Here is a 25526-nt window from a genome sequence, read left to right as displayed (position 1 = left end):
GGAGGCTAGGAGACGCCCGCGCGGGTGGCGGCGATCAGCGTCGACGGCACCGCGACGGCGATCGCGAGCACCAGCGGCCACGGGCTGCCCACCAGGGCGAACAGCAGCAGCAGGGCCGGGCCGGCCGGGACGGCGTACACGGCGAACGCCAACGCCCGGTCCTCCCGGCACAGCGCCGGCAGGACCACCCGGCCCAGCTCGGGCACCCGCCGGGACAACCGCCAGGCCAGCAGCGCACCACCGGCCGCCGCCAGCACCGCCACCACCCGACTCGCCCCCGCGCCGCCGGCAGCCAGGAACGCGAGCAGCAGGCTGGCCACCAGCGACCAGCCGCTGCCAATCAGGACGAGCCGGCGCAGCCCGGCCCAGAGCGGCAGCTTCTCGGCCCGCGCCGGCTGCACCGGTGCCAACGCGGCCACCTGTTCCAGCGCCAGCACCCAGCGCCGCCGCTCCAACCGCAGCACCCCCGGGTCGTGCCGCGCCTCGGCCAGCTCCGGATCGAGCCGCAACGCCTCCCGGTAGGCCCGCTCGGCCAGGTCGAACAACTCCAGCCGGCCGGCGACCAGGGCCAGCACCAGATGCGCCTGCGGCTCGTCGGGGGCCAGCTCCACCCCGCGCCAGGCCGCGTTCAGCGCCGGCTGGCCGTTGCGCGCCTCGGCCAGGATCGCCGCGGCGCTCCGCTGGGCGTACGCGTCACCCGGCCCGGCCGCCAGGATCCGATCGGCGGTACGCGCCGACTCGGCGTACTCCCCCAGGTCGGCGAGGGCGATCGCCCGGACGACCAGCGCGGCGGTCGGCACCCTCGCCCCGGCCTCCCCGGGCGCGCCGGCTCCTCCGGCCGGACCGGCGGGGGCGGGTGCACCGGCCGGACCGGGGAACGAGGGTGCATCCGGCTGGTCGGAGCCGACCGGCGGTGCGGGTCGGTCCGGCGACGACCCGGACGGGTCGGGCGACGTCGGAGGGCCCGCCTGTCCCGGCGTCGCCCATGATCCGGTAGGGCCGGCCGGCACCGGCCCACCTGCCCGGTCAACCGGGCCCGAGGGCGCAGCCGGCCCCGGCGGCACGGCGGGCCCCGGGAGCACGGCTGGCCCCTGGGGCACAGGCGGGTGCGGCGGTCCGGGGAGCGGTGGGGTGTCGGGGCGGGGTGGGGCGATCGCCGCATCGGCGGCGGCGAGTGCCTCAGCAGGGCGGCCGGCGGCCAGGTGCAACCGGGCCAGCAGCGTCAACGCGGTCGGGTCGGCGGGGGCCAGGGCGAGCGCGAAGCCCAACTCCTCGGTGGCCTCGTCGTGGCGGCCCAGCTCGGCCAGGAGCCCGGCCCGCTGCCGGTAGCCGTCCAGCGGCGACTCGTCGTCGGTCATCGCGGCCCTACCCGGCCGACGCGTCGTAGACCAGAGCCACCGCGATGCCGGCGAGGCCCTCGCCCCGCCCGGTGAAGCCGAGGCCGTCGCTGGTGGCGGCGGTGACGGTGACCGGTGCGCCGACCGCCGCGGAGAGCACCTGCTGCGCCTCGTCGCGACGCGGCCCGATCCGGGGCCGGTTGCCGACGACCTGCACCGAGACGTTGCCGATCGCGTACCCGGCGGCGCGGACCCGGCGGGCCGACTCGGTGAGCAGCGTGACCCCGGAGGCGGCGGCCCACTCCGGCTGGTCCACCCCGAAGTTCGCCCCGAGATCACCGAGCCCGGCGGCGGAGAGCAGCGCGTTGCAGGCGGCGTGGGCGACCACGTCGGCGTCGGAGTGCCCGGCCAGACCGTCCTCGCCCGGCCAGTGCAGGCCGGCCAGCCAGCACGGCCGGCCGGCCGCGAAGGCGTGGATGTCGGTGCCGACGGCGACCCTGGGAACGATCATGAATCGAGGGTACGCGTCAGTGCCCGGCGGCCAGCAGGTGCTCGGCCAGGGTCAGGTCGAACGGGCGGGTGACCTTGAGCGCGTACTCCGAGCCGGGGACGCAGAACACCGGCACCCCCTGCTGCTCGACCAGGCCGGCGTCGTCGGTGAGCGGGTCACCGGCGGCGGCGTGCGCGGCGGCGAGCACCCCCCGGCGGAAACCCTGCGGGGTCTGCACGGCCCGCAGCGCGGACCTGTCGACGGTGGCGAGGACGACGCCGGCAGCGTCCACCCGCTTGATCGTGTCGCTGACGGGGAGGACCGGGATCACCGCGTCGTGGCCGGCCCGCACGGCTGCCGCCACCGCCTCGACGAGCGCGGGCGGGGTGAGCGCCCGTGCCGCGTCGTGCACCAGCACGATGTCGGGGCCGGGTGGCACCGCCGCCAGCGCGTTCGCCACCGACGCCTGACGTTCGCCACCACCCGCCACCACCAGGACCGGGGCGACCGGGGTCAGCAACTGCCGGACGGCGTCGACCTCGGCGGCCGGGGCGGCGACGACGACGGTGTGCACCGACGGGGCGGCGGCGATCCGGCGTACCACGTGCACCAGCAGGGGTTCACCACCGAGGAGCCGCAGCGCCTTGGGACCGCCCGGCCCGAGCCGTACGCCGGCACCGGCCGCAGGAACGAGGACCGCGACGTCACCGCGCGGATTGAGCTGCGCGGTCACGTCGCGGTCCTCGGGAATTCTTCGCTGCGGGGTGGGTACGACGATGCGGTGGGATCAGGCCTCGGTGAGGACCTTGTCGAGCAGCGTCTCCGCCTCGTCCTTGGTGCTCTTCTCGGCCAGCGCGACCTCGCCGACGAGAATGTCGCGGGCCTTGGCGAGCATGCGCTTCTCGCCCGCGGACAGGCCCCGCTCCCGCTCCCGACGCCACAGGTCGCGGACGACCTCGGCGACCTTCAGCGGGTTGCCGGAGGCCAGCTTCTCCAGATTCGCCTTGTAACGCCGCGACCAGTTGGTCGGCTCTTCGGTGTGCGGTGCACGGAGCACGTCGAAGACCTTTCCCAGGCCCTCTTCGCCGACCACCTCACGCACACCCACGATCTCGGCGTTCTCGGCCGGCACCCGGACCGTCAGGTCACCCTGCGCGACCCTCAGGACGAGGTACTGCTTGGGTTCGCCCTTGATGACCCGAGTCTCGATTGCCTCGATGAGTGCGGCCCCGTGGTGGGGGTAAACAACGGTCTCGCCGACGCTGAAAACCATAGGTTCGAAACCCCTTTCGCTGTGTCTAGGGTAACACGCTCAGGCACCAATGTCCCGCTGCCGTCCTGACCGTTGGCGCAGCTCAGGGGCCCTGTGAGAGGCGTTGCTTCGGCTTGACAGGCGGCCAAACCAGTGGTTCAAACACGCTCCGTGAGCAGCGGATGACAACCCGGTACGGGTGATCGGAGCGCGGATTTCTCCAGCTGTGCGCTCCTCCCATGGTAGCCCGGCGGCGTCCCGGCCGCCCAGGTCTAGCGGGAGGAGGGTCCGTGCGGGAGGCTGGAGGGGTACCGCACACCGCTCGCCGCACCGCTTACCGGGGGGTCCGATGGGCATGCCCGACGCCGAGGGAAACGGTCCGACCGACGGGCTGCCCGACCTGCCACCGGAGTGGGGTCGGGTGGTGGTGCCGGACGACGCGTCCGCGCTCGCCGACGAGGCCGCCCAACTCCGCCGCGAACTGCGCCGCCAGGCCCGGTCCGGCCGGTGGCGTCGCCGGCTGGGGTTGACCGCCCGCCCCGACGGGCGGCCACCGCTCGGGCTGCCCCTGCTGATGCTCCTGGTGGCGGTGCTCGCCACCGCCGTCGGGCTGGTCACCGTCACCTGGCCCCGGTCGTCGCGGGGCACCGAACGACCCACCGTCCTGCCGCAGGCGGGCACGCCGACGCCGCTGGTCGGACGGTCGCTGCCCGCGCTGGACCTGGTCGACGTCGACCAGCGGCCGGTACCGCTGCGCGGCCTGCTACCCGCCATGATCATTCTGGTCGACGGCTGTACCTGCGCCGAGCAGGTCGCCGCCGCCGCCGGTGCCGCCCCCGACGGGGTGCAGGTGGTCAGCGTCGCCGCCGGCCGGGAGGTCACCCCCGCGCCACCGGTCGGCGGGCCGGTCCGCGCCCTCGCCGACCCCGCCGGCGAGCTACGTGCCGCGGTGCACCTGCCCGCCCAGGCCGGTGCCGCCCCGGCGCTGCTGGTGGACCGGGCCGGCACGGTCGTCCGGGTGCTACCCGAGCTGGGTGCCGCCGCCGACTACCGGGGCGACCTGATCCGGCTCGCCGGCTGACCGGGCCACTCAGGGCAGGGCGACGACCTGCGCCTCCAGCTCGACCGAGCCAGGCCCGACCACCGAGAACTCCAACCGGGTGCCCCCGTCCGGACCGTGCAGCTCCCAGGCGACCAGTTCGCCGTCGCAGGCTGTCCGCCGGTGCTGCGGCGGATCGTCGTGCAGCACCGAGACCAGCAGCGTCCCGTCGCCCGAGCAGCGGTACTGGAAGAGGTGCCGTGCGCCGTCCGGGGCCGACTCCCGGCGTACCGGCGCCCGGCCGGACACCAGGGTCATCCGCTCCCGCCAGGTGGTGTCGGTGAACGTCGGCAGCCCCACGTCCGGGTCACCGGAGGTCCCGGGCAGCTCGGTCGCGCCCAGCAGCCGCCCGGTGCGGGCGTCGATCACCACCACCCGCCTGGTGGCCTCCGCACCGACCGACGGCTGCGGCGACACCGTCGCCGCCGAGCCGGCCGGGTCGACCACCGGGGCGGTGGCCGACCACCACCAGCCGCCCCCGACCAGGGCGAGCAGGGCCACGCCGGCCAGTACCGCACCGCGCAGCCGATCACCGCCGCCCCGCTCGATCCCCACCCGGCGAGGGTAACCAGCAGCCGGCGGCGGCGCTTGGTGCAGCGCCGACCCCACCGGCCCTGACCAGGTCATCTACCTCACTCCGAGCGTTCCCGACCGGCCGGCGACGGGTCCGGGCCGGCCAGATTCCGGACCGGGCCGGACCGGGTCCGAAGCGGGCCGGACCGGGCCGGACCGGGTCCGCGGCGGGCCGGCCCGGCCCGGGTGCGGTGGCGGGTGGCTCAGGAGCGGCGTTCGAGGAGGGCGGCGTAGAGGGTCAGTCCCGGGCCGAAGGCGAGCAGCACGATCCACCGGGGCGGTACCGCCGCCCGCAGCAGCCGGTCCAGGATCAGCAGCACCGTGGGCGACGAGCAGTTGCCGTGCGCGTCGAGGACCGCCCGGGAGGCCGCCAGCGCGCCGTCGGGCAGGGCCAGTTCCCGCTCCACCACGTTGAGGATGCGCGGACCACCCGGGTGCACCGCCCAGCCGTCCACCTCGGCGACCGTCGTGCCGTGCCGGGCCAGCAGGCCGTCCACCAGCTCCCGGACGTGCGCCGAGAGCACCTGCGGCACCTTTGGCGACAGACCCATCCGGAAGCCGGTGTCGGTGACGTCCCAGGTCATGTGGTCGGCGGTGGAGGTGTCGGTGACCGAGGCGACCTCGCGCAGCGCGTACCCCCGGCTGGTGGTGCCGGTCCCGGGGACCAGCACGGCGGCGACCGCGGCGTCGGAGAAGAGGGCGTGCGAGATGATCTGCTGGGTGTCCATCCGGGCCGAGGACGGCTGGATGTGCAGGCTGGTCAGCTCGGCACAGAGCAACAGCGCCGGCCGGCCCCGAGCGGTCACGAAGTCACCAGCCGCGCCCAGGCCGGGCAGGGCCGCGTAACAGCCCATGTGCCCGACGAACATCCGCTGGCAGTCCGGGGCCATGCCCAGATCCCGGGCGAGGAGGATGTCCAGCCCGGGGGTGGCGTAACCGGTGCAGGAGCAGACCACGAACAGCCCCAGGTCACTCGCCGCGAGCCCGGCGGCGGTCAACGCCCGACCGATCGCCTCCTTGCCCAGCGGCAGCGCCTCCACCTGGTAGCGCCGCATCCGCCGGTCGGTAGGCCAGTCGGAGACGTCCTCCAACAGCGGGTTGACCGCCGCCTGCCGGTGGGACACCCCCGAGTTGGCGAAGATCCGCTCGGCCAGCGCCCGGGTCGGACCCGAGAAGTGCTTCGCGAAGTAGCCCGCCCACAGCTCGTCCTGGGCGGCGCCGGACGGGTGTGCCGCCCCCAGCCCCGCGATCAACGGCACGGCCATCCGTCCCCACCTCTCGTCCACACTGCCCGTCCGGCGGTCGCCCCGACCCCCGTCACCCTCACCAACGAGGGGCCGTTCCGTCGCGGTCCGGGTCACCCCCGAGCACCGCCACCCCGAGCCAGTCGGCGCACACGTCCGAGGTCGCCGGGTGCAGCGAGCCGCAGCGGGCGTCCCGGTAGAGCCGTTCCAACGGATGCCCCCGGCGGGTCGCCGAGGTGCCGGCCGCCTCCAGCATGGACGCCGCCACCTCAGCCGCCGTGGTGCCGGCGAGCAGTTTGGCCCGCCACACCCACCGGTTGGTCTCCGCGTCGCCGGGGGCGTCGTCGACCCGGCGGGCCGCCTCGGCCACCACCAGCTCCGCCGCCGCCACCGCCGCGTCCGCCCGGCCGAGCCGGGCCCGCACCGCCGGCAGTCCGCCGAGGTCCCGCGCGGTGAGGTGCTCGGCGGCGGCGTCCACCGCCGCCCGGGCCACCCCCACGTAGACGGCGGCGTAGCTGGCCACCAGCCAGTGCGGCATGAGCTGGGCGACCACCAGGGCCAGCCCCTCCACCCCACCGAGCAGCCGGTCCGCCGGAACCGTCACGTCCAGATGCAGGTCGTGCGACGAGGTGGCCCGCATGCCCAGGGCGTCCCAGGTCGGTTCCACGCTCACCCCGTCCCCGGCGGGCACCAGGAACTGGGAGACCACCGACGGGTCGGCGGCGCTGCGGGCGGCCACCAGATAGCCGTCGGCGTGCCCGGCACCGGAGCAGAAGGTCTTGCTTCCCTTGATCCGCCAACCGCCGTCGACCGGCTCGTAGACCGTGCTGAGCCGGGACAGCCGGGCCCCCGCCCCGCGTTCGCTCATCGCCACCGCGTACCAGGCGCCCTCGGCCGCCGCGCGCAGCAGCCGGTCCCGGGCGGCCAGCGCCTCGTCCGGTACGCCCAGCGCCTCGGCCAGTTCCTCGGTGACCGCACCGAGCGCGCCGGTGACCGAGGCGTGCATGTTGAACACCAGCGCGGTCGCGCCGTTGCCCCGGGCCAGCTCGGTGGCGACCGCCGCGTACCCGGCGAAGGAGGCTTCCGCGCCCCCCAGCCCGGCCGGGACCATCAGCCCGAAGAGCCCGGACTCCCGCAGGTCGGCGAAGTCGTCGACCGGGAACGTACCGTCCCGGTCGTGCCCGGCGGCCCGGGCGGCGAACCTCGGTGCCAACCGACGGGCCACCGCCGGTGCGTCCACAGTCATGCGGTCCCCTTCCTGGGTGTTCCTGGTACCCCGAACCGGGGCGGCTACCCGTGCCGGACCCCCCGGCCCTGGTAGAGCACCGCCGTCGACCAGGTCGGCCGGATCGTGGGCCCGGCGTGCGACACGTCGCGGGCGGCACCCCCACGGGTACGCCGCGCCAGCCAGCCCAGCGTCGCCCGCAGCGCCGGCCGGACACCGCGCACCCGCAGGGCGACGCCGTGCCTGCCGCACTCGGCCACCAACTCCCGGTCGTCCACGAACAACCGTGGGTCGTGGATGCCCCGGGGCACGGTGGGCAGCCGTTCGCCCAGTTCCACCGCGACCAGCCGGGCCAGCAGCGTGTCGTTGAGGGTGTCCAGCACGAGCAGCCCGCCGGGACGCAGCAGCCGGCACGCCTGGGCGACCGCCGCCCGCCAGTCCGGCACGTGCTCCAGCACCTCGCCGGCCGCCACCACGTCGGCGCATCCGTCGGCGAGCGGCACCGCCGTGGCGTCACCGACCAGCGTGCTGACGCCGTGCGCCGCCGCCTGCTCCAACGCCGACCGGGTGAGGTCCACCCCGACGTGCCGGTAACCCTTGCCGGCCAGGTGGGGCGCCATCAGTCCGGCACCGCAGCCCAGGTCGACCAGGAGCGCGCCGGGCCGGGTCGCCGGTGGCACCAGGGCGGCGCGGGCCTGGGCCAGCCAGTGCAGCATCGCGAACGCGCCGTCGGGCCGCCACCACTCGCCGGCCAGGTCGTCGTACTGGCGGAGGTCGTTGGGGGGCAGCGCGCGTACACCGTTGGACACCGGACCGTCACCCATGGCACCGAGCGTGGCACGACCGGCCGGTAACGACCAGACTTCCCTTATGTGGCGGACGGTGTTAGGGCTGGTCAAGGCGAGTCATCCGGAACCGGGCCTGGCCGTGACCACGGTGGCCGGGCTGCTCGCCGTCGCGGTCGGGCACCGTCCGGCCGGGACGGTCGCCGTGGTGCTCACCGTGCTGTCCAGCCAGCTCGCCGTCGGCTGGGCCAACGACGCGGTGGACGCCGGGCGGGACGCCACGGTGGGGCGTACCGACAAGCCGGTCGCCGCCGGGGCGGTGGGCCGCCGGACGGTGGTGGTGGCCGCCGCGCTGGCCGCGGTCGCCACCCCGCTGCTGGCGCTGACCACCACCCCGGTCGCCGCGCTCTGCTACACCGTCGGCCTGGTCTCGGCGCTGCTCTACGACTGGCCGCTGAAGTCCACCTTGGTCTCGGTGCTGCCGTACGCGGTCTCCTTCGGCTCGTTGCCCGCCTTCGTGGTGCTCGCCCTGCCGGGGGCGCCCGCGCCGCCGGTCTGGCTGGTCGTCGCGGCGGCCTGCCTGGGCGCGGGGGCGCACTTCGCCAACGTGCTGCCCGACCTGGCCGACGACGCCCGGACCGGGGTGCGCGGGCTGCCGCACCGCCTCGGTGCCACCGGCAGCCGGCTGGCCGCCGCCGGGCTGCTGCTCGCCGCCACCGTCGCCCTGGTCCTCGGGCCACCCGGGCCGCCGTCGTGGGTCGGCTGGTCGGCGGTCGCGGCGGCCGTCGCGGTGCCGGCCGCCGGCTGGTACGCGGGCCGCGCCGCCACCCGGCGCGACGGCCGCTCGGTGGCGGCCTTCCGGGCGGTGCTGGTGGTGGCCCTGATCGATGTGCTGCTGCTGGTGGCGAGCGGTCGGGTGGTCTGACCGGCACCCGCCCGGGTGGCGGCACCGGGTCCGTGTGCGGCCCTCGATCAGCCCCAACTACCCTGGAGCGCGGTCTGCGCGGGTATGACCACCCCACGCCCGGGGCACGCACCGGGTGGGGATCGTGACGAGGAGGACCGACGTGACGCGCTCGATCAGGGGTTCCCGGCGGGCCACCCTGCTGCTGTCCGGCCTGGCGGGGGCGACCGCCCTGCTGGCGACGGGCTGCGGGGCGGGCCAGGTGTCCGAGACCGCCAACAAGCAGCCGTCGGTCCAGGGGGTCAACGTCCAGACGTCGGACAACGCCTACAAGGTGCGTGGTCTCTACGTCGCCTACCCGGGCGAGGACGGTCTCACCGCCGGGGCGAACGCCGCGCTCAACGCCGTGATCTACAACGACACCCGGGACCCGGTCACCGTCACCGTCACCACCGACAGCGCCCGGCAGATCGTGCTCACCGGGGCCGCCGGCTCGGCCAGCCCCTCCGGCTCCGCCTCCCCGTCCGAGAGCGCGTCGCCGTCCGAGAGCGCGTCGCCGTCGGGCAGCGCTTCCCCGGCCGAGGGGGCCTCCCCATCTGAGGGGGCGTCGCCGTCCGAGGGGGCGTCCCCGTCCGAGGGGGCGTCCCCGTCCGAGGGGGCCTCGCCGTCGGCCGGCCCGTCCGCGCCGGCCGGTCAGCCGGCCCGGATCGAGATCCCGGCGCTCGGTTACGTACAGCTCAACGTGCAGAACGGCCAGCACCTCCAGCTCATCGGGCTCAACGAGGCGTTGCGCACCGGCCAGCAGGTCAACCTGACCTTCGACTTCGGCGACGGCCGTACCGTCAGCACCCCGGTCCCGGTCGGCGTGCCGCTGAGCCCGGCCGCCCGCCCCTCCCCGATCGTGCACCGCGAGGGTGGCGAGGAGAGCGGCCAGGAGGGCACCTCCGGCCACGGCGGCTGACCCGGCCGGCCCGCAGACACCGACGACACCGCCGGCGTGGTGACCACCACGCCGGCGGTGTTTTCGTCACCGGTGGGGGTTAGCGTCCTGGGGTGACCACCTCCCGATCGACCCCCGCCCGCAGCGGTGCCGGCGCCTCCCGGGGCCGGGCCGCCCGCGAGCCCCGCCCCGCCTACGAGTGCGACGCCTGCGGCCACCAGCCACCCAAGTGGGTCGGGCGGTGCCCGGAGTGCGGCGAGTGGGGTTCGGTGGTCGAGTCCACCGTCACCGGGCCGGTCGTCTCCGGCCGGGTGGTCAGCTCCCGGATGCCGGCCGAGCCGGCCCGGCCGATCGCCACGATCAGCGCCGCGCCGGCCCGGGCCCGCCCCACCGGGGTCAGCGAACTCGACCGGGTCCTCGGCGGCGGCCTGGTCCCCGGCGCGGTGGTCCTGCTGGCCGGTGAGCCGGGGGTCGGCAAGTCCACCCTGCTGCTCGACGTGGCGCAGCAGTGGGCGGCCAGCGCCGGCAGCCCGTCGCTGGTGGTCAGCGGCGAGGAGTCGGTCAGCCAGGTCCGGTTGCGCGCCGAGCGGATGGGTGCCCTGCACGAACAGCTCTGGCTGGCCGCCGAGAGCGACCTGAGCGCCGTGCTCGGGCACCTCGACGCGGTCAAGCCGGGCCTGCTCGTCCTCGACTCGGTGCAGACCATCTCCACCACCGGCACCGAGGGGGTGCAGGGCGGGGTCACCCAGGTCCGGGCCGTCACCGCCGCCCTGGTCGCGGTCGCCAAGGAGCGCGGCATCGCCACCGTGCTGGTCGGTCACGTCACCAAGGACGGTCAGGTCGCCGGCCCCCGGGTGCTGGAACACCTGGTCGACGTGGTGCTGCACTTCGAGGGGGACAAGCACTCCTCGCTGCGGATGGTCCGGGGAATCAAGAACCGGTTCGGCGCGGCCGACGAGGTCGGCTGCTTCGAGATGCACGAGGGGGGCATCAGCAGCCTGGCCGACCCGTCCGGGCTCTTCCTCACCCGCTACTCCGAGCCGGTCCCGGGCACCTGCGTCACCGTGGCGATGGAGGGACGGCGGGCGCTGTTGACCGAGGTGCAGGCACTGATCGGCGCGACGGTGGCCGGGTCGCCCCGGCGTACCGTCTCGGGGCTCGACGGGGCCCGGCTGGCCATGGTGCTGGCGGTGCTGCAACGCCGTACCGAACGGCTGACCCTGCACGACCGGGAGGTCTTCGCGGCCACCGTCGGCGGCATCCGGGTGGTCGAGCCGGCCGCCGATCTCGCGGTCGCGCTGGCGGTCGCCTCCGGCGGGCTCAACCTGGCCATCGCGCCGCACCTGGTGGCGATCGGCGAGGTCGGGCTGACCGGCGAGGTGCGCCGGGTCGGCGCGGTCCCCCGCCGGCTCGCCGAGGCGGCCCGGCTCGGCTTCCGGATGGCGCTGGTGCCGCCCGGCTGCGGCCCGGAAAGCACCGGTGCCGGCCCGGAGAACATGCGGGTGACCGAGGTCACGGACGTCCGGTCGGCGCTCCAGGCGGTCGCCCGCGCATCCGCGGAGTGACCGAGGGTGGCGACGGCGGGGTACCGGTCGGCCCATACCGGTCAACGTCCGGCAGGTCCGGCAGGTGGAGGAAGACGACGCCGTGACACATCACAGTAACCACGGGAGCACCCACCGCAGGGCAGTCCGTAGACTGTGCCCGTGCCGACCGACCGCGACGCCGCCAAGCCTGCCGGCGCGACGCCCCACACCCGCGCCGCCGCCGTGGGCTCGCCCACCCGTCCGATCAGCGTGAGCGTGGCCGGGGCCACCGGCAACGCCGGTGATCCGCTGCGGGCCAACCTCGCCCTGATGGCACCCGGCACCGCGTTGCGCGACGGGCTCGAACGCATCCTGCGCGGCCGGACGGGCGCACTGATAGTCCTCGGCTACGACAAGGTCGTCGACGGGATCTGCACCGGCGGCTTCCCGATGGACGTCGAGTTCTCCGCGACCCGGGTCCGTGAACTGTGCAAGATGGACGGCGCGGTGGTGCTCTCCAGCGACGGCACCCGGATCGTGCAGGCCGGGGTGCACCTGATGCCCGACCCGTCCATCCCGACCGAGGAGTCCGGCACCCGGCACCGTACCGCCGAGCGGGTGGCCCGGCAGACCGGCTACCCGGTCATCTCGGTCAGCCAGTCGATGCGGATCATCAGCCTCTACGTCAACGGGCAGCGGCACGTGCTCGACGACTCGGCGGCGATCCTCTCCCGGGCCAACCAGGCCCTGGCCACCCTGGAGCGTTACAAGCTCCGCCTCGACGAGGTCTCCGGCACGCTGTCCGCCCTGGAGATCGAGGATCTGGTCACCGTCCGCGACGCGGTCGCCGTGGTGCAGCGGCTGGAGATGGTCAGGCGGATCGCCGACGAGATCGCCGGGTACGTGGTCGAGCTGGGCACCGACGGTCGCCTGCTCGCCCTGCAACTCGACGAGCTGATGGCCGGTGTCGACGCCGACCGTACCCTGGTCATCCGGGACTACCTGCCCACCGGCCGCAAGTCGCGCACCCTCGACGAGGCGCTGGTCGAGTTGGACCTGCTCGGTGCGACCGAGCTGATCGACCTGGTCGCGGTCGCCAAGGCGATCGGCTACCCGGCCGCCTCCGACGCGCTCGACGCGGCGGTCAGCCCGCGCGGGTTCCGGCTGCTGGCCAAGGTGCCCCGGCTGCCGGTGTCCATCGTCGACCGGCTGGTGCTGCACTTCGGCAGCCTCCAGCGGCTGCTCGGGGCGACCGTGGAGGACCTCCAGGCCGTCGAGGGCGTCGGTGACGCACGCGCCCGGGGCGTCCGCGAAGGGCTGTCCCGGCTGGCCGAGGCGTCCATCCTGGAACGTTACGTCTGACCGGGGGGCCGGTCAGCCGGTGACGACCAGCTTGACCGGCTCGCTCAGTTTGGTGCCCACCCGGGCGAAGACCTGGTAGTTGCCGGCCGGCGGGTTGGGGCCCGAAGCCACCCCCTGGCTGCACCGGCTCGCGTCCATGCCGTTCCAGGTGAGCTGGTAGGAACGCTCGAAGCCGGGGGTGAACGACTGCACGTCGGAACCCCTGCCGGTGCCGCAGGTGTCCGACGACCAGACCTTCTCCGCGCCGGACTTGATGAACAACTCCTGGGCGTCCGCGCCGACGTCCCGGTTACAGGTCCGCTGGGACTTGTTCCTGACCTTGAGGCTGAGGTCGACCGGGGCACCCCGACGCACCTCGGCGGGGAGCGCCACCGGGGTCACCGCGATCTCACTGTCGGTGCAGGTGCCGTCGTCGACCCGGGCCGGGTTGACAGGCGGGGCGGGCGGATCGGCGGCCGGGGCGCTGCTCGTGTCCGGGTCGGCGGTCGGCCCGGCGGGCGGGCCCGCCGCATCGGAACCACCCGACGGGGATGCGGACCCGGCGGGCGGCGAGGCGGCCGTCGGTGTGGCCGCGCCCGCGGCGGGAGCCGACGACGAGGCCCCGGCACCCGGTGTGGCGCCGGTGTCCCCCGATCGGGCACACGAGTAGAGCAGAACAACCAGGAGCAGAAGCCCCGCTCCGAGTACGACGGCGCGACGCCGCCAGTACACGGCGGAAGGCAGGGGACCGACCGTCAGACGCATGATGCCCCCACCGTAGCGGCGCGGCGCACGTGGACCGGCCACGACTCGCCGGGTATCGGCCACCGGGCGGCGAACCACGTTCCACTGACGACAGTCGGCCGGCCCGCTGCGGCGGGAACCGGCCCCACCGGAGCGGCGACCGGCCGGGTCACAGGTAGACCTTGCGTTGGTAGACCGCGTGCGCGCCAGCCACCCGGTCGAGGAAGAGCAGCCCGGCGCAGTGGTCGATCTCGTGTTGCAGGGCACGCGCCTCGAACCCGTCGGTGACCAGCCGGACCGGCGTGCCACTGCCCGGCAGCGCCCCCTCCACCACCAACCGGCTGGCCCGCTTCACGTCACCGGTCAGGTCGGGCACCGACATGCAGCCCTCCCGACCCGGCTTCCAGCGGCTCGCCTCCACCACCCGGGCGTTGCAGAGCACGAAGGTGCCGTGCACCGTCACCGCCTTGGCATGTCCGGTCACGTCCACCGCGAACACCTGCGCCCCCACCCCCACCTGCGGCGCCGCCAACCCCACACAGCCGGGCGACACCCGCATCGTGGCGACCAGGTCGGCGGCGAGCCGGACGGTCTCCTCGGCGGTCGGATCCACCTGCGGCCCCGGCCGGCTCAGCACCGCCTCGGGGGCGCAGACCACCCGGCGCACCTCCCCCGGCACGCCCAGGTCCGCCGGGGTCCAGCCGCCGAGCCCGAGGTACGGTTCCGCGCTCACGGGTTCGCCTCCGTTCGCGACTGCGGGGCTCGCAACCCCGGCTCACTCCTCGCGCTCACAGGGCCACCTCGGTTCGCGACTGCGGGGCTCGCAACCCCGGCTCACTCCTCGCGCTCACAGGAGGTCCGGGTCGGCGGGGCGCAGGGAGACCCCGACCCCCAGGTCGGCGGCCGTTCGGGCGAGCCGGCCGGCCAGCTCGTCGGCGCGGCCGGCAGGCAGATCCACCTCGGCCACCACCACGTAGAGCGTGCCGGCCAGCCGGGTGCTCAGATCCGTCACGTTGCCACCCGCCTCGGCGATCACCCTGGTCATCGCCGCGACGATGCCCATCCGGTCCGCGCCGTGCACCGCCAGCACGTACGGTTCACCCGCCGCCGTCGCCGTACCGTCCGGGGTGACCACGCGTACGGTGGCCAGAAGTTGACCGTCGGCGGCCAGCGGGGTCAGGGCGGCCTCGACCTCGGCGGCGGCGGGGCCGACACAGATCAGGGTCATCGCGAAGTGACCACGGAGCCGGGTCATCGTGGAGTCGGTGAGGTTCGCGCCGAGCCCGGCGAGCACCTCGGCGACGTCGGCCACGATGCCGGGCCGGTCCCGACCGATGACGGTGATCGCGAGCTCGCTCATCCGGGCATTCTGCCCGATCCGCCCGGCGACCCGGCGACGCCCCGCCCGGCCCGCCCAACCAGCGGGAAGGCATCGCGTGACATCATCATCGGCGCGATGACTGAACCCACCTTCACCACCCTGGTCAGCCGGTGGTACGAGCAGAACGCCCGCGACCTGCCCTGGCGGGTGCCCGGCATCGGGGCCTGGCCGATCCTGGTCAGCGAGGTCATGCTCCAGCAGACCCCGGTGGTACGTGTGCTGCCCGCCTGGCACTCCTGGCTGGCCCGCTGGCCCGATCCCGCCGCCCTCGCCGCCGACACCCCGGCCGAGGCGATCCGGATGTGGGGTCGGCTCGGCTACCCCCGCCGCGCGGTACGACTGCACGAGTGCGCGGTGGCGATCGTGGAACGCCACGGCGGGCGGGTGCCCGACCAGCTGGACCAGTTGCTGGCGCTGCCCGGCATCGGGACGTACACGGCGCGGGCGGTCGCCGCGTTCGCCTACGGCCAGCGGCACCCGGTGGTCGACACGAACGTCAGGCGGGTCGTCTCCCGGGCCGTCGCCGGTGCACCGGATGCCGGCCCGGCCACCACCCCGGCCGACCTGGTCGCCTGTGCGGAGCTGCTGCCGGTGGAGCCGGCCGCCGCCGCGCTGGCCAGCGCCGCCTTCATGGAACTCGGGGCGATCGTCTGCACCGCCCGTTCGCCGCGCTGCACGGGTTGCCCGGTCGAGTCGATCTGCGCCTGGCGGGCCTCCGGCCAGGTGGCACCCGCCGGTCCGACCCGCAAGATCCAGCGGTACGCCGGCACCGACCGTCAGGTACGCGGGCTGCTGCTCGGGGTGCTCCGGGACGCCATCGGCCCGGTGCCGCACCAGCGGCTCGACCAGGTGTGGCACGACGACGTGCAGCGGGCCAGGGCACTCGCCGCGCTGGTCAAGGACGGCATGGTGGAGCCGGTCGGCGAGGACCACTTCCGGCTCATCGGGGACGGCCCCGCCACCCAGCCGCTTCCCGGCTGACCCGGACCCCGGAACAGCCGGCCTGGCCGCTTCCCGGCTGACCGCGCCCCCGCTCCGGGCAGGCCCCGCACGGCCCGTCACCAGCGACTGCGGCTCCGCGTGCACCGAGGAAGACCGGTGGTAGGCGGAAAGGGCGGCGGCCCGGTGGCTCACGCCACCGGGCCGCCGCCCTCGTGCTCGATGTCCTACCGGCCCGTCGGGGCCTACTCGCCCGTGGTGGCGGCGCCACCCAGGTCGGCCGGGACGGCGTCCGGCACTGCGGCCGGACGGTCGGAGCCGTGGAAGACCAGCTTCGACTTGTCGATGTCCTCCGGGTCGCCCTCGCAGTCCACCACCACGATCTGACCGGGGGTCAGCTCGTTGAACAGGATCCGCTCGGAGAGGTTGTCCTCGATGTCGCGCTGGATCGTCCGACGCAGCGGACGGGCACCCAACACCGGGTCGAAGCCCTTCTTGGACAGGTACTTCTTGGCATTGTCGGTCAGCTCCAGACCCATGTCCTTGTTGCGGAGCTGGCCCTCGATCCGCTGGATCATGATGTCCACGATCGAGAGGATCTCGTTCTGACGCAGCTGGTGGAAGACGATGGTGTCGTCGATCCGGTTGAGGAACTCGGGCCGGAAGTGCTGCTTCAGCTCGTCGTTGACCTTCTGCTTCATCCGGTCGTAGGTGGACTCGGAGTCCTCCGACTGCTGGAAGCCCAACGACACCGCCTTGGCGACGTCCCGGGTGCCCAGGTTGGTGGTCAGGATGATGACCGTGTTCTTGAAGTCCACGATCCGACCCTGACCGTCGGTCAACCGGCCGTCCTCCAGGATCTGGAGCAGCGTGTTGAACACGTCCGGGTGGGCCTTCTCGATCTCGTCGAAAAGCACCACCGAGAACGGACGACGACGGACCTTCTCGGTCAGCTGGCCACCCTCGTCGTAACCGACGTAACCGGGAGGGGCACCGACCAGGCGAGACACCGTGTAGCGGTCGTGGAACTCGGACATGTCCAGCTGGATCAGCGCGTCCTCGCTGCCGAACAGGAACTCGGCGAGCGCCTTGGACAGCTCGGTCTTACCCACACCGGACGGGCCGGCGAAGATGAACGAGCCGGACGGCCGCTTCGGGTCCTTCAGGCCGGCCCGGGTACGCCGGATCGCCTTCGAGACCGCCTTGACCGCGTCTTCCTGGCCGATGACGCGCTTGTGCAGCTCGTCTTCCATCCGCAGCAGCCGGGAGGTCTCCTCCTCGGTCAGCTTGTAGACGGGGATGCCGGTCCAGTTGCCCAGGACCTCGGCGATCTGCTCGTCGTCGACCTCGCTGACGACGTCCAGGTCACCGGCCTTCCACTCCTTCTCCCGCTGCGCCTTCTGGCCAAGGAGCTGCTTCTCCTTGTCGCGCAGCTGGGCGGCCCGCTCGAAGTCCTGCGCGTCGATCGCGGACTCCTTGTCGCGGCGCACCTGGGCGATCCGCTCGTCGAAGTCACGCAGGTCCGGCGGCGCGGTCATCCGGCGGATACGCATCCGGGCCCCGGCCTCGTCGATCAGGTCGATCGCCTTGTCGGGCAGGAAGCGGTCGGAGATGTACCGGTCGGCAAGCGTCGCGGCGGCCACGAGGGCGGCGTCGGTGATGCTCACCCGGTGGTGCGCCTCGTAGCGGTCGCGCAGGCCCTTGAGGATCTCGATGGTGTGGGCCAGCGACGGCTCACCCACCTGGATCGGCTGGAAACGGCGCTCCAGCGCGGCGTCCTTCTCCAGGTGCTTGCGGTACTCGTCGAGGGTGGTCGCACCGATGGTCTGGAGCTCGCCACGGGCCAGCATCGGCTTGAGGATGCTCGCCGCGTCGATCGCGCCCTCGGCGGCACCCGCACCGACCAGGGTGTGGATCTCGTCGATGAACAGGATGATGTCGCCCCGGGTGCGGATCTCCTTGAGCACCTTCTTGAGGCGCTCCTCGAAGTCACCCCGGTAGCGGGAGCCGGCGACCAGGGCACCGAGGTCGAGGGTGTAGAGCTGCTTGTCCTTGAGCGTCTCGGGCACCTCGCCCTTGATGATCTTCTGGGACAGGCCCTCCACCACGGCGGTCTTGCCGACGCCTGGCTCACCGATCAGGACCGGGTTGTTCTTGGTGCGGCGGGACAGCACCTGCATGACCCGCTCGATCTCCTTCTCGCGCCCGATCACCGGGTCGAGCTTGCCCTCGCGGGCCGCCTGGGTCAGGTTGCGGCCGAACTGGTCCAGCACGAGGCTGGTCGACGGCGCGGCCTCGCCCGGCGCGGTGCCGGCGGCGGCCGGCTCCTTGCCCTGGTAGCCGGAGAGGAGCTGGATCACCTGCTGGCGGACCCGGTTGAGGTCGGCGCCCAGCTTCACCAGCACCTGGGCGGCGACGCCCTCGCCCTCGCGGATCAGCCCGAGCAGGATGTGCTCGGTGCCGATGTAGTTGTGGCCGAGCTGTAGCGCCTCGCGCAGGGACAGCTCCAGCACCTTCTTGGCCCGGGGCGTGAACGGGATGTGCCCGCTCGGCGCCTGCTGGCCCTGGCCGATGATCTCCTCGACCTGCTGACGGACGCCCTCCAGGGAGATGCCGAGGCTCTCCAGGGCCTTGGCCGCCACACCCTCACCCTCGTGGATCAGGCCCAGCAGGATGTGCTCCGTACCGATGTAGTTGTGGTTGAGCATCCGGGCCTCTTCTTGGGCCAGGACGACAACCCGTCGCGCTCGGTCGGTGAACCGCTCGAACATGCCCTCGTGCTCCTCACGTGCCGTGCGCCTCGACTGCGAGATCTTGGCGGGGCCGGTGCTCGGACGTCCGGGACGGGCGTCCGTGCCTCCTTACTCTATCGCCGCTGACCGACTCCGCTGAGGTCGTGTCTCCTCGTACCGAGCCGTTCCGACGTCGTTTTGACCAACCATCCGCGCTCAGGAGGTGTTCCGGCACCCCAGGCTGTACGCGCAGAGCGAAATTCGCCCGGGGTGCAAACGCCCTCCCCGGGCCCCGTGGGTCGTCCACAGGCTGTGGACGAAGTCTCCACCGGCTGTGGACAACGCCCCCGGGACCGGAGAACTTCCCGCCCCGGCCCGGCGGTCGCCGCCCGGTCCCGCCGACCCGTCCGCAGACGGCGACGCCGGCCCGGAGACGTGCTCCGGCCCGGCGTCGGTTCGCCGCTGACGCTCAGCGGGTCGCGTGGTACTCGTCGACGATCTCCTGCGGGATGCGACCCCGGTCGGAGATGTCCTTGCCGTTCTTCTTGGCCCAGGACCGGATCGCCTTGTTCTGTTCGCGGTCGGCGGTCGCCCCGCCCCGGCCCCGGGCAGCCCGGCCACCCACGACCACACCGCCGCGACCGACCCGGGTACCGGCGGCCACGTACGGCGCGAAAACATCCCGCAATTTGTCGGCGTTGGAGTTCGACAGGTCGATCTCGTACTGAACACCGTCGAGGGCGAACTTGACGGTCTCGTCCGCGTCCCCGCCGTCCAGGTCATCGACCAGCTTGTGAATGATCTGCTTGGCCACGTCCCACATTCCTTTCGAGCAGGGTGCTCCTGCAATAGGAGCACGATAACCCGCCCGATGCTTGCCACGTCAATAGGTCGCTGTAACGACCCGGCAAAGGTCCCACCGGGGAGCTACTCGGCGCGGACCAACGGGAAGAGGATGGTTTCCCGAATTCCCAGGCCGGTCAGCGCCATCAAGAGCCGGTCGATTCCCATTCCCATACCCCCGGCGGGCGGCATTCCGTACTCCATGGCCCGGAGAAAGTCCTCGTCCAGCCGCATGGCCTCGTCGTCGCCCCGGGCGGCCAGCTGCGCCTGCGTGACCAGGCGTTCCCGCTGCACCACCGGGTCGACCAGCTCCGAATACGCGGTGCCCAGCTCGAAGCCGAGCACGTAGAGGTCCCACTTCTCGGCCAGGCCCGGCTCGCTGCGGTGGGCCCGGGTCAGCGGGCTGGTCTCCTCGGGGTAGTCCCGCACGAAGGTCGGCGCCTGGAGGCCCGGCACCACCAGTTCCTCGAACAGCTCCTCGGCCAGCTTGCCCGGACCCCACTTCGGGTCGACCGCGAGCCCCACCTTGTCGGCGTACTCCACCAGGCGGGCCCGGTCGGTGCGGACCGTGACCTCCTCGCCGAGGGCCTCGGAAAGCACCCCGAAGAGGGTCACCGAGCGCCACTGCCCGCCGAGGTCGAACTCGCGCCCGTCGGCGTGGGTCACCGTCGTCGAGCCGCTGACCGCCACCGCCGCCTGCTGCACGAGATTACGGGTCAACTCGGCCATCGTGTCGTAGTCGCCGTACGCCTGGTAGGTCTCCAGCATCGCGAACTCCGGCGAGTGCGACGAGTCGACTCCCTCATTGCGGAAGTTGCGGTTGATCTCGAACACCCGGTCGACCCCGCCGACCACGGCGCGCTTGAGAAACAGTTCCGGCGCGATTCGCAGATACAGATCCGTACCGAGCGCATTGCTGTGGGTCACGAATGGGCGGGCCGCCGCGCCCCCGTGCAGCAACTGGAGCATCGGCGTCTCGACCTCGATGAATCCCTGGCCGTGCAACGAGTCGCGCAGGCTGCGCACCGCCGCGGCCCGGGTCCGGACCATCTGGCGCGCCTGCGGGCGGACGATCAGGTCCACGTAACGCTGGCGGACCCGGGCCTCCTCGCTCAGCGGCTTGTGCGCCACCGGCAGCGGACGCAACGCCTTGGCGGTCACCGCCCACTCGTCGGCGAGCACCGACAGCTCACCACGCCGGCTGGTGATCACCTCGCCGGTGACACCGACGTGGTCACCCAGGTCGACCAGGCGCTTCCAGTCCTCCAGCCGCTCCGCGCCGACCCGGTCCAGGGAGAGCATCGCCTGCAACTCGGTGCCGTCGCCGTCGCGCAGGGTCGCGAAACAGAGCTTGCCGGTGTTCCGTACGAAGATCACCCGACCGGTGACCGCGACCCGGTCCCCGGTCGCGGTGTCGGTGGGCAGCTCGGCGTACCGCTCACGCACCTCGGCCAGGGTGCTGGTCCGGGGAAAACCGACGGGGTACGGCTCGACGCCCTCGGCGAGCATCCGGTCCCGCTTCTCCCGGCGGACCTTCATCTGCTCGGGAAGGTCGTCGGCGGGGTCCACTGGCACGGCGTTCTGCTCGGTCACGGCACGCTTCCTCGGCTAAGGGAGTTTCGGCGGGGTCAGCCCATGAGCGTACTCAAGCCCCCGGGCGGCCGTTACGGGATAACCCGGCCGCCGTGATCAGGTGTTGCGCTCGTAGACCATGCGCAGGCCGATCAGGGTGATCATCGGCTCGTGGTGGGTGATGGTCCGGCACTCGCCGATCACCACCGAGGCCAGCCCACCGGTGGCGATCACCGCCCGGACCTCGCCGAGTTCCTCGGTCATCCGCTCGACGATCCGGTCGACCTGCCCGGCGAAGCCGAAGTAGAGGCCGGACTGGAGGCACTCCACGGTGTTCTTGCCGATCACCGAGCGGGGCTTGTTGGCCTCCACCTTGCGCAGCTGGGCGGCGCGGGCGGCGAGCGCGTCGAAGGAGATCTCGATGCCGGGAGCGAACGCCCCGCCGAGGAACTCCCCCCGGCCGCTGATCACGTCGAAGTTGGTGGTGGTGCCGAAGTCCACCACGATCGAGGGGCCACCGTAGAGGGTGTACGCGGCCAGCGTGTTGACCACCCGGTCCGCGCCGACCTCCTTCGGGTTGTCGATGGCCAGCTGCACGCCGGTGCGTACCCCGGGCTCGACGACCACGCTGGGCAGGTCGGCGTAGTAGCGGGCCAGCATGGTCCGCAGCGAGCGCAGCGCCGCCGGCACCGTCGAGCAGGCGGCCACCCCGGTGATCTCCACGGCGTCACCGGCCAGCAGCCCCCGGAACATCAGCCCCAGCTCGTCCGCTGTCGAACGGGCGTCGGTCTTGATCCGCCACGAGTGCACCAGGCGGTCGCCGTCGAACGTCGCCAGCACGGTGTTGGTGTTTCCGATGTCGATGCAGAGCAGCACGCACGCAGCCTAGACGCCGGCCGGGCCGCCGGACGCGAGGAGTGGGCCGGCGTCCGGCGACCTGTGCCGGTTCACCGCTCGCGCAGGTCCAGGGCGATGTCCAGGATCGGCGACGAGTGCGTCAGCGCGCCCACCGAGAGGTAGTCCACCCCGGTCGCCCCGTACTCGGCGGCCACCTCCAGGGTCAGCCCGCCGGTCGCCTCCAGCTCGGCCCGGTCGCCGACCGCCGCGACCACCTCGCGCAGGGCCGCCGGGGACATGTTGTCCAGCAGCAGGAAGTCGGCACCGGCCTCGACCGCCTCCACCGCCTCGGCCGGGGTGTCCACCTCCACCTGCACCGGCACCTCCGGGAAAGTCTGCCGGACCCGCCGGTAGGCCGCCCCGACACCACCGGCGGCCAGCTTGTGGTTGTCCTTGATCATGGCGACGTCGTACAGGCCCATCCGCTTGTTGGTGCCGCCGCCGGCGCGGACCGCGTACTTCTCCAGCATCCGCAGGCCGGGTGTGGTCTTGCGGGTGTCCAGCACGGTCGCCTTGGTGCCGGCCAGGGCGTCCGCCCAGGCCCGGGTGTGGGTGGCCACCCCGGACATCCGGGAGAGCAGGTTCAGCGCGGTGCGCTCGGCGGTGAGCAGCAGCCGGGTCGGGCCGGTCACCGTCGCCAGCACGTCACCCCGGGCCACCCGCGCGCCGTCGTGGGCCACCACGACCACCTCGACGGTACGCTCCGCAGCCGTCACCTCCCCGACCAGCTCGAACACCGCGGCGGCCACCGCCAGCCCGGCCACCACCCCGTCCTGTCGGGCCACCAGGTCGGCGGTGTCGGTCTGCCCGGCCGCGATGGTGGCGACGCTGGTGACGTCGCGGAAGTCCGCCCCCAGGTCCTCGGTGAGCGCGTCGACGATCACCCGCCGCACCCGTTCCGGGTCCAGCCCACCGCTCGTCAACGCCTGCCGCGTCGGTTCGCGCAATGTACTTCCTTCCGTTCGCCACTGCGGGGCTCGCAAACCCGGCCCGCTCCGGGTGGTCAGGGCACGGCCTCCCAGCGTTCGGTCAACTCGCCCCGGGTGCCGACCGCCGCGACCAGGTGACCGCGCCATCCCTCGTCGGCCGTCGGGAAGTCCTCCCGCCAGTGGCAGCCCCGGGTCTCCTGCCGGGCGTACGCGGCGGCGACCAGGGTCGCCGCCACGGTGACCAGGTTCGTCGCCTCCCAACCGGCGGTGCCCGCCCGGCCGGCGTCCCCGGCCAGCCCGGTCAGGGTGGCGGCGGTCTCGGCGAGGCTGGCCGCCGACCGCAGCACCCCGGCACCCCGGGTCATCGACCGTTGCAGCGCCGGCACGCCATCGGCGGACAGCACCCCGCCCCCGCCGCCCACCCACGCGCCGGTCGACGCCGGCTGCGCCTGCTCGGGCAGCCCGGTGGCGATGTCCTCGGCGATCCGACGGGAGAAGACCAGCCCTTCCAGCAGCGAGTTGCTGGCCAGCCGGTTCGCACCGTGCACACCCGTGCAGGCGACCTCGCCGCAGGCGTACAGGCCGGGGATGGAGGTCCGGCCGCGCAGGTCGGTGCGGACCCCGCCGGAGGCGTAGTGGGCGGCCGGGGCGACCGGGATCAGGTCCGTCGCCGGGTCGACCCCGATGGCCAGGCAGGACGCGACGATGGTCGGGAACCGCCCGGCGAGGAAGTCGCCGCCGAGGTGCCGGGCGTCGAGAAACACGTGATCCGCACCGGTGGCCAGCAGCACCCGGTGGATGCCCTTGGCCACCACGTCGCGGGGGGCCAGCTCGGCCAGTTCGTGCTGGCCGAGCATGAACCGCTTGCCGTCGGCGTCGACCAGGTGCGCACCCTCGCCCCGCAGCGCCTCGGAGACCAGCGGCTGCTGGGCCAGGCCGGCCCCCGGCACCCGGGCCGGCTCGGGCACGATCAGCGCGGTCGGGTGGAACTGCACGAACTCGACGTCGGTGACGGCCGCGCCGGCCCGCAGCGCCAGCGCCACCCCGTCGCCGGTGGAGACCGCCGGGTTGGTGGTGGCCGAGAAGACCTGCCCCATGCCGCCGGTGGCCAACACCACCGCGCGGGCCAGCAGGGCGCCGACGCCGTCCTCACTGCCCTCGCCGAGCACGTGCAGGGTGATCCCGCAGGCCGGGCCGGGGGAATCCGGGCCGTCGCCGGGGGCGCGCAGCAGATCCAGCACCAGGGCGTGCTCGACCAGCCTGATCCACGGGTCGCGGCGGACCGCCGCGTGCAGGGCCCGCTGCACCTCCGCCCCGGTCGCGTCACCACCGGCGTGGACGATCCGGTCGGCCCGGTGCCCGCCCTCCCGGGTGAGCATCAGCGAACCGTCCGGGTTGCGGTCGAACTCCGCGCCGATGCGCATCAGCTCCCGCAGCCGCAGTGGCCCCTCCTCCACCAGCACCCGGACCGCCGCCGGGTCGCAGAGTCCGACCCCGGCGATCTCGGTGTCCCGGGCGTGCGCGGCGGGCGAGTCCGCCGGGTCGAGCACGGCGGCGATCCCGCCCTGCGCCCAGCGGGTCGAACCGTCGTCGATGTTGACCTTGGTGACCACGGTGACGTGCAGGCCCGCCTCGCGCAGGTGCAGCGCGGCGGTGAGCCCGGCCACCCCGGAGCCGACCACGATCACGTCGGTGGTCTCCACCCAGCCGGGCGCGGGAGCAGCCAGCAGGCTGGGCAGGGCCGGCAGGTCGACGGTCGGACGAAGTTCCATGACCACAGTCAACCCGAACGATCCTCGCGACGGGGGACGGGGGGCGGGACGAGTGGTTTCGGCTACCCCGTCCGCTACTTCGTCCGCACCGGCAGGGCGGCCGGACCGCCGCCCTTCAGTGAGGCCGTCACCGTCCGGTCGCTCAACCACAGGTAGCAGCGGACCCCCCGGTCACCGACCCGCCACCGGCCAGGACCGGGCGGACGCACCACCACCCCGCTACGGAAGGGCAGGCTGGCGTCGTTCGGCACCCCCACGTACCGGGCCAGCGTGCCGCGGCAGCCGGCGTACATCGGCAGCCAGTCGACGTCCTTGGTCGGATACGGCCGGTCGGGGGCCTTCCAGACGCCCACGAACTCCGCCTCGTGCACGGCCGCGCACTCCACCGGGACCAGCACCTGCACCCTGGCACCCCGACCACCGCTCTTGGCCCGCTGGCAGCCCAGCCGCAGCGGGGAGGGGCCCTTCAACGCGTCCCGCAGGCTGCCCGTCCTGGTGACCACGGTGGCCGCCGCCTCGACGGTGTTCAGCTCGCTCAGGTCGCACCGGAACCAGCGGGCCCCGGCCGCCCAACCCGGCGCGGTCGGCACCGCCACCGCCAGCCGCAGCCGGCCGGCCCGCCAGTCGTCGCCCACGTAGCCGGCAGCCCGGGTGTCGCACTCGGCGAACGCGCCCCGCAGCTCCGTCGAGCCGGTGGCCGGCGCGGTGGCCCGCGAACCCGGCAACACGCCCACGTGCACCGTCTCCACCCGGTGCGGTACCGCGCAGTCCACCGGCGCGTACGCCGCCAGGGAGACCGTGTCGGTGAAGTCGGCGACCTGGCACACGCCTGCCGCGGGGGTGAACGGCCCGGCCGGCGGCAGGGCCGCCCAGTCGTCGGTGAGATCGCCGTCGAGGCCGCCCGGGGCGCCGCAGGCCGCCAGGACCGCTCCCGCCGCCACGGCGGCGATCACGAGCGTCACCGCTCGGCGGACCCTCATCGCACGGCGCAACGCGGCCTC

Annotated in this window: 24 protein-coding genes; 6 read left to right on the top strand and 18 right to left on the bottom strand. The window is 73.7% G+C overall.

The genetic code is table 11. From position 1 onward, the window contains the following. Positions 1-5 precede the first annotated feature (5 nt). From ACWCHM_RS31515 to ACWCHM_RS31500, 4 genes are read right to left on the bottom strand one after another with little or no spacing between them, the layout of a single operon-like run. Positions 6-1358: a tetratricopeptide repeat protein gene (locus tag ACWCHM_RS31515; RefSeq protein ID WP_454221022.1), complete on the bottom strand. Its 1353-nt coding sequence runs from the start codon at positions 1356-1358 to the stop codon at positions 6-8. Between the two features lie 7 nt (positions 1359-1365). Continuing rightward, positions 1366-1848 (bottom strand): 2-C-methyl-D-erythritol 2,4-cyclodiphosphate synthase, encoded by a 483-nt coding sequence (ispF, locus tag ACWCHM_RS31510; protein WP_088643252.1) that lies wholly within the window; start codon positions 1846-1848, stop codon positions 1366-1368. 16 nt (positions 1849-1864) lie between these two features. Next, positions 1865-2560, bottom strand: coding sequence for a 2-C-methyl-D-erythritol 4-phosphate cytidylyltransferase (ispD, locus tag ACWCHM_RS31505; protein ID WP_454221020.1), 696 nt, complete (start codon positions 2558-2560; stop codon positions 1865-1867). A 54-nt stretch (positions 2561-2614) separates the two neighbouring features. Next, positions 2615-3100 carry a CarD family transcriptional regulator gene (locus ACWCHM_RS31500; RefSeq protein ID WP_007073334.1) on the bottom strand — a complete coding sequence of 162 codons (486 nt, stop codon included), beginning with the start codon at positions 3098-3100 and terminating at the stop codon, positions 2615-2617. Between the two features lie 328 nt (positions 3101-3428). Between ACWCHM_RS31500 and ACWCHM_RS31495 the strand changes: the two genes are divergently transcribed. Then, positions 3429-4160, top strand: a complete 732-nt coding sequence (locus ACWCHM_RS31495; RefSeq protein ID WP_204957486.1) for a hypothetical protein — start codon at positions 3429-3431, stop codon at positions 4158-4160. A gap of 9 nt (positions 4161-4169) precedes the next feature. Here ACWCHM_RS31495 and ACWCHM_RS31490 read toward each other — a convergent pair whose 3' ends face one another. The 4 genes from ACWCHM_RS31490 to ACWCHM_RS31475 form a co-directional block, all read right to left on the bottom strand. Then, positions 4170-4733: a hypothetical protein gene (locus tag ACWCHM_RS31490; RefSeq protein ID WP_454221018.1), complete on the bottom strand. Its 564-nt coding sequence runs from the start codon at positions 4731-4733 to the stop codon at positions 4170-4172. Between the two features lie 221 nt (positions 4734-4954). Beyond that, the gene (locus ACWCHM_RS31485) at positions 4955-6016 is read right to left on the bottom strand and encodes a type III polyketide synthase (RefSeq protein WP_454221016.1); all 1062 of its coding nucleotides are present in this window, start codon (positions 6014-6016) and stop codon (positions 4955-4957) included. A gap of 58 nt (positions 6017-6074) precedes the next feature. Beyond that, positions 6075-7241, bottom strand: a complete 1167-nt coding sequence (locus ACWCHM_RS31480; RefSeq protein WP_454221015.1) for an acyl-CoA dehydrogenase family protein — start codon at positions 7239-7241, stop codon at positions 6075-6077. Positions 7242-7285: 44 nt separating this feature from the next. Then, entirely contained in the window at positions 7286-8044 is a 759-nt protein-coding gene (locus ACWCHM_RS31475) for a class I SAM-dependent methyltransferase (protein ID WP_454221013.1), read from the bottom strand. A gap of 46 nt (positions 8045-8090) precedes the next feature. On the opposite strand from ACWCHM_RS31475, the gene ACWCHM_RS31470 reads away from it, so the two are divergent. The 4 genes from ACWCHM_RS31470 (at position 8091) to disA (ending at position 12737) form a co-directional block, all read left to right on the top strand. Next, positions 8091-8930, top strand: coding sequence for a UbiA family prenyltransferase (locus tag ACWCHM_RS31470; RefSeq protein ID WP_204957481.1), 840 nt, complete (start codon positions 8091-8093; stop codon positions 8928-8930). A 142-nt stretch (positions 8931-9072) separates the two neighbouring features. Next, positions 9073-9870: a hypothetical protein gene (locus ACWCHM_RS31465; protein ID WP_454221010.1), complete on the top strand. Its 798-nt coding sequence runs from the start codon at positions 9073-9075 to the stop codon at positions 9868-9870. Between the two features lie 92 nt (positions 9871-9962). Continuing rightward, on the top strand, positions 9963-11414 hold the full coding sequence (radA, locus tag ACWCHM_RS31460) for a DNA repair protein RadA (RefSeq protein ID WP_281902372.1): 1452 nt from the start codon (positions 9963-9965) through the stop codon (positions 11412-11414). 141 nt (positions 11415-11555) lie between these two features. Next, positions 11556-12737 carry a DNA integrity scanning diadenylate cyclase DisA gene (gene disA, locus ACWCHM_RS31455; protein ID WP_204957478.1) on the top strand — a complete coding sequence of 394 codons (1182 nt, stop codon included), beginning with the start codon at positions 11556-11558 and terminating at the stop codon, positions 12735-12737. A gap of 12 nt (positions 12738-12749) precedes the next feature. Here disA and ACWCHM_RS31450 read toward each other — a convergent pair whose 3' ends face one another. The 3 genes from ACWCHM_RS31450 to ACWCHM_RS31440 form a co-directional block, all read right to left on the bottom strand. Further along, entirely contained in the window at positions 12750-13481 is a 732-nt protein-coding gene (locus tag ACWCHM_RS31450; RefSeq protein ID WP_454221009.1) for a hypothetical protein, read from the bottom strand. Positions 13482-13629: 148 nt separating this feature from the next. Then, positions 13630-14193: a peptide deformylase gene (locus tag ACWCHM_RS31445; protein ID WP_204957476.1), complete on the bottom strand. Its 564-nt coding sequence runs from the start codon at positions 14191-14193 to the stop codon at positions 13630-13632. A gap of 114 nt (positions 14194-14307) precedes the next feature. Next, complete coding sequence (locus ACWCHM_RS31440) at positions 14308-14820, bottom strand: glycine cleavage system protein R (protein ID WP_281902368.1); 513 nt, start codon at positions 14818-14820, stop codon at positions 14308-14310. A gap of 96 nt (positions 14821-14916) precedes the next feature. Between ACWCHM_RS31440 and ACWCHM_RS31435 the strand changes: the two genes are divergently transcribed. Next, complete coding sequence (locus ACWCHM_RS31435; protein ID WP_281902355.1) at positions 14917-15822, top strand: HhH-GPD family protein; 906 nt, start codon at positions 14917-14919, stop codon at positions 15820-15822. A 203-nt stretch (positions 15823-16025) separates the two neighbouring features. On the opposite strand, the gene ACWCHM_RS31430 is transcribed toward ACWCHM_RS31435, so the two are convergent. The 7 genes from ACWCHM_RS31430 to ACWCHM_RS31400 all read right to left on the bottom strand — a co-directional run bounded on the left by ACWCHM_RS31430 (position 16026) and on the right by ACWCHM_RS31400 (position 25505). Next, complete coding sequence (locus ACWCHM_RS31430; protein ID WP_088647575.1) at positions 16026-18551, bottom strand: ATP-dependent Clp protease ATP-binding subunit; 2526 nt, start codon at positions 18549-18551, stop codon at positions 16026-16028. A 430-nt stretch (positions 18552-18981) separates the two neighbouring features. Beyond that, positions 18982-19326: a histone-like nucleoid-structuring protein Lsr2 gene (locus tag ACWCHM_RS31425; RefSeq protein ID WP_168222573.1), complete on the bottom strand. Its 345-nt coding sequence runs from the start codon at positions 19324-19326 to the stop codon at positions 18982-18984. 113 nt (positions 19327-19439) lie between these two features. Further along, the gene (gene lysS, locus ACWCHM_RS31420) at positions 19440-20948 is read right to left on the bottom strand and encodes a lysine--tRNA ligase (protein WP_454221006.1); all 1509 of its coding nucleotides are present in this window, start codon (positions 20946-20948) and stop codon (positions 19440-19442) included. Positions 20949-21044: 96 nt separating this feature from the next. Beyond that, the gene (locus tag ACWCHM_RS31415) at positions 21045-21803 is read right to left on the bottom strand and encodes a type III pantothenate kinase (RefSeq protein WP_088647577.1); all 759 of its coding nucleotides are present in this window, start codon (positions 21801-21803) and stop codon (positions 21045-21047) included. Between the two features lie 71 nt (positions 21804-21874). Next, the gene (nadC, locus tag ACWCHM_RS31410) at positions 21875-22771 is read right to left on the bottom strand and encodes a carboxylating nicotinate-nucleotide diphosphorylase (RefSeq protein ID WP_454221005.1); all 897 of its coding nucleotides are present in this window, start codon (positions 22769-22771) and stop codon (positions 21875-21877) included. A 56-nt stretch (positions 22772-22827) separates the two neighbouring features. Further along, positions 22828-24525 (bottom strand): L-aspartate oxidase, encoded by a 1698-nt coding sequence (locus ACWCHM_RS31405; RefSeq protein ID WP_454221003.1) that lies wholly within the window; start codon positions 24523-24525, stop codon positions 22828-22830. A gap of 74 nt (positions 24526-24599) precedes the next feature. Next, complete coding sequence (locus ACWCHM_RS31400; RefSeq protein ID WP_454221002.1) at positions 24600-25505, bottom strand: septum formation family protein; 906 nt, start codon at positions 25503-25505, stop codon at positions 24600-24602. Positions 25506-25526: the final 21 nt, after the last annotated feature.

It is taken from the genome of Micromonospora sp. SCSIO 07396, from assembly GCF_053667945.1.
The sequence above is the reverse complement of the archived record's forward strand: the minus strand, read 5'-3'. Positions and strand labels throughout refer to the sequence as shown.

Excerpts from the sequence above, each read along its gene's own strand:
- ACWCHM_RS31450 (WP_454221009.1), bottom strand. The coding sequence starts at position 13,481 with ATGCGTCTGACGGTCGGTCCCCTGCCTTCCGCCGTGTACTGGCGGCGT.
- ACWCHM_RS31485 (WP_454221016.1), bottom strand. The coding sequence starts at position 6,016 with ATGGCCGTGCCGTTGATCGCGGGGCTGGGGGCGGCACACCCGTCCGGC.
- ACWCHM_RS31435 (WP_281902355.1), top strand. The coding sequence starts at position 14,917 with ATGACTGAACCCACCTTCACCACCCTGGTCAGCCGGTGGTACGAGCAG.
- ACWCHM_RS31475 (WP_454221013.1), bottom strand. The coding sequence starts at position 8,044 with ATGGGTGACGGTCCGGTGTCCAACGGTGTACGCGCGCTGCCCCCCAAC.
- ACWCHM_RS31430 (WP_088647575.1), bottom strand. The coding sequence starts at position 18,551 with ATGTTCGAGCGGTTCACCGACCGAGCGCGACGGGTTGTCGTCCTGGCC.
- ACWCHM_RS31440 (WP_281902368.1), bottom strand. The coding sequence starts at position 14,820 with ATGAGCGAGCTCGCGATCACCGTCATCGGTCGGGACCGGCCCGGCATC.
- ACWCHM_RS31470 (WP_204957481.1), top strand. The coding sequence starts at position 8,091 with ATGTGGCGGACGGTGTTAGGGCTGGTCAAGGCGAGTCATCCGGAACCG.
- ACWCHM_RS31500 (WP_007073334.1), bottom strand. The coding sequence starts at position 3,100 with ATGGTTTTCAGCGTCGGCGAGACCGTTGTTTACCCCCACCACGGGGCC.
- ACWCHM_RS31480 (WP_454221015.1), bottom strand. The coding sequence starts at position 7,241 with ATGACTGTGGACGCACCGGCGGTGGCCCGTCGGTTGGCACCGAGGTTC.
- ACWCHM_RS31400 (WP_454221002.1), bottom strand. The coding sequence starts at position 25,505 with ATGAGGGTCCGCCGAGCGGTGACGCTCGTGATCGCCGCCGTGGCGGCG.
- ACWCHM_RS31515 (WP_454221022.1), bottom strand. The coding sequence starts at position 1,358 with ATGACCGACGACGAGTCGCCGCTGGACGGCTACCGGCAGCGGGCCGGG.
- ispF (WP_088643252.1), bottom strand. The coding sequence starts at position 1,848 with ATGATCGTTCCCAGGGTCGCCGTCGGCACCGACATCCACGCCTTCGCG.
- ACWCHM_RS31495 (WP_204957486.1), top strand. The coding sequence starts at position 3,429 with ATGGGCATGCCCGACGCCGAGGGAAACGGTCCGACCGACGGGCTGCCC.
- ACWCHM_RS31405 (WP_454221003.1), bottom strand. The coding sequence starts at position 24,525 with ATGGAACTTCGTCCGACCGTCGACCTGCCGGCCCTGCCCAGCCTGCTG.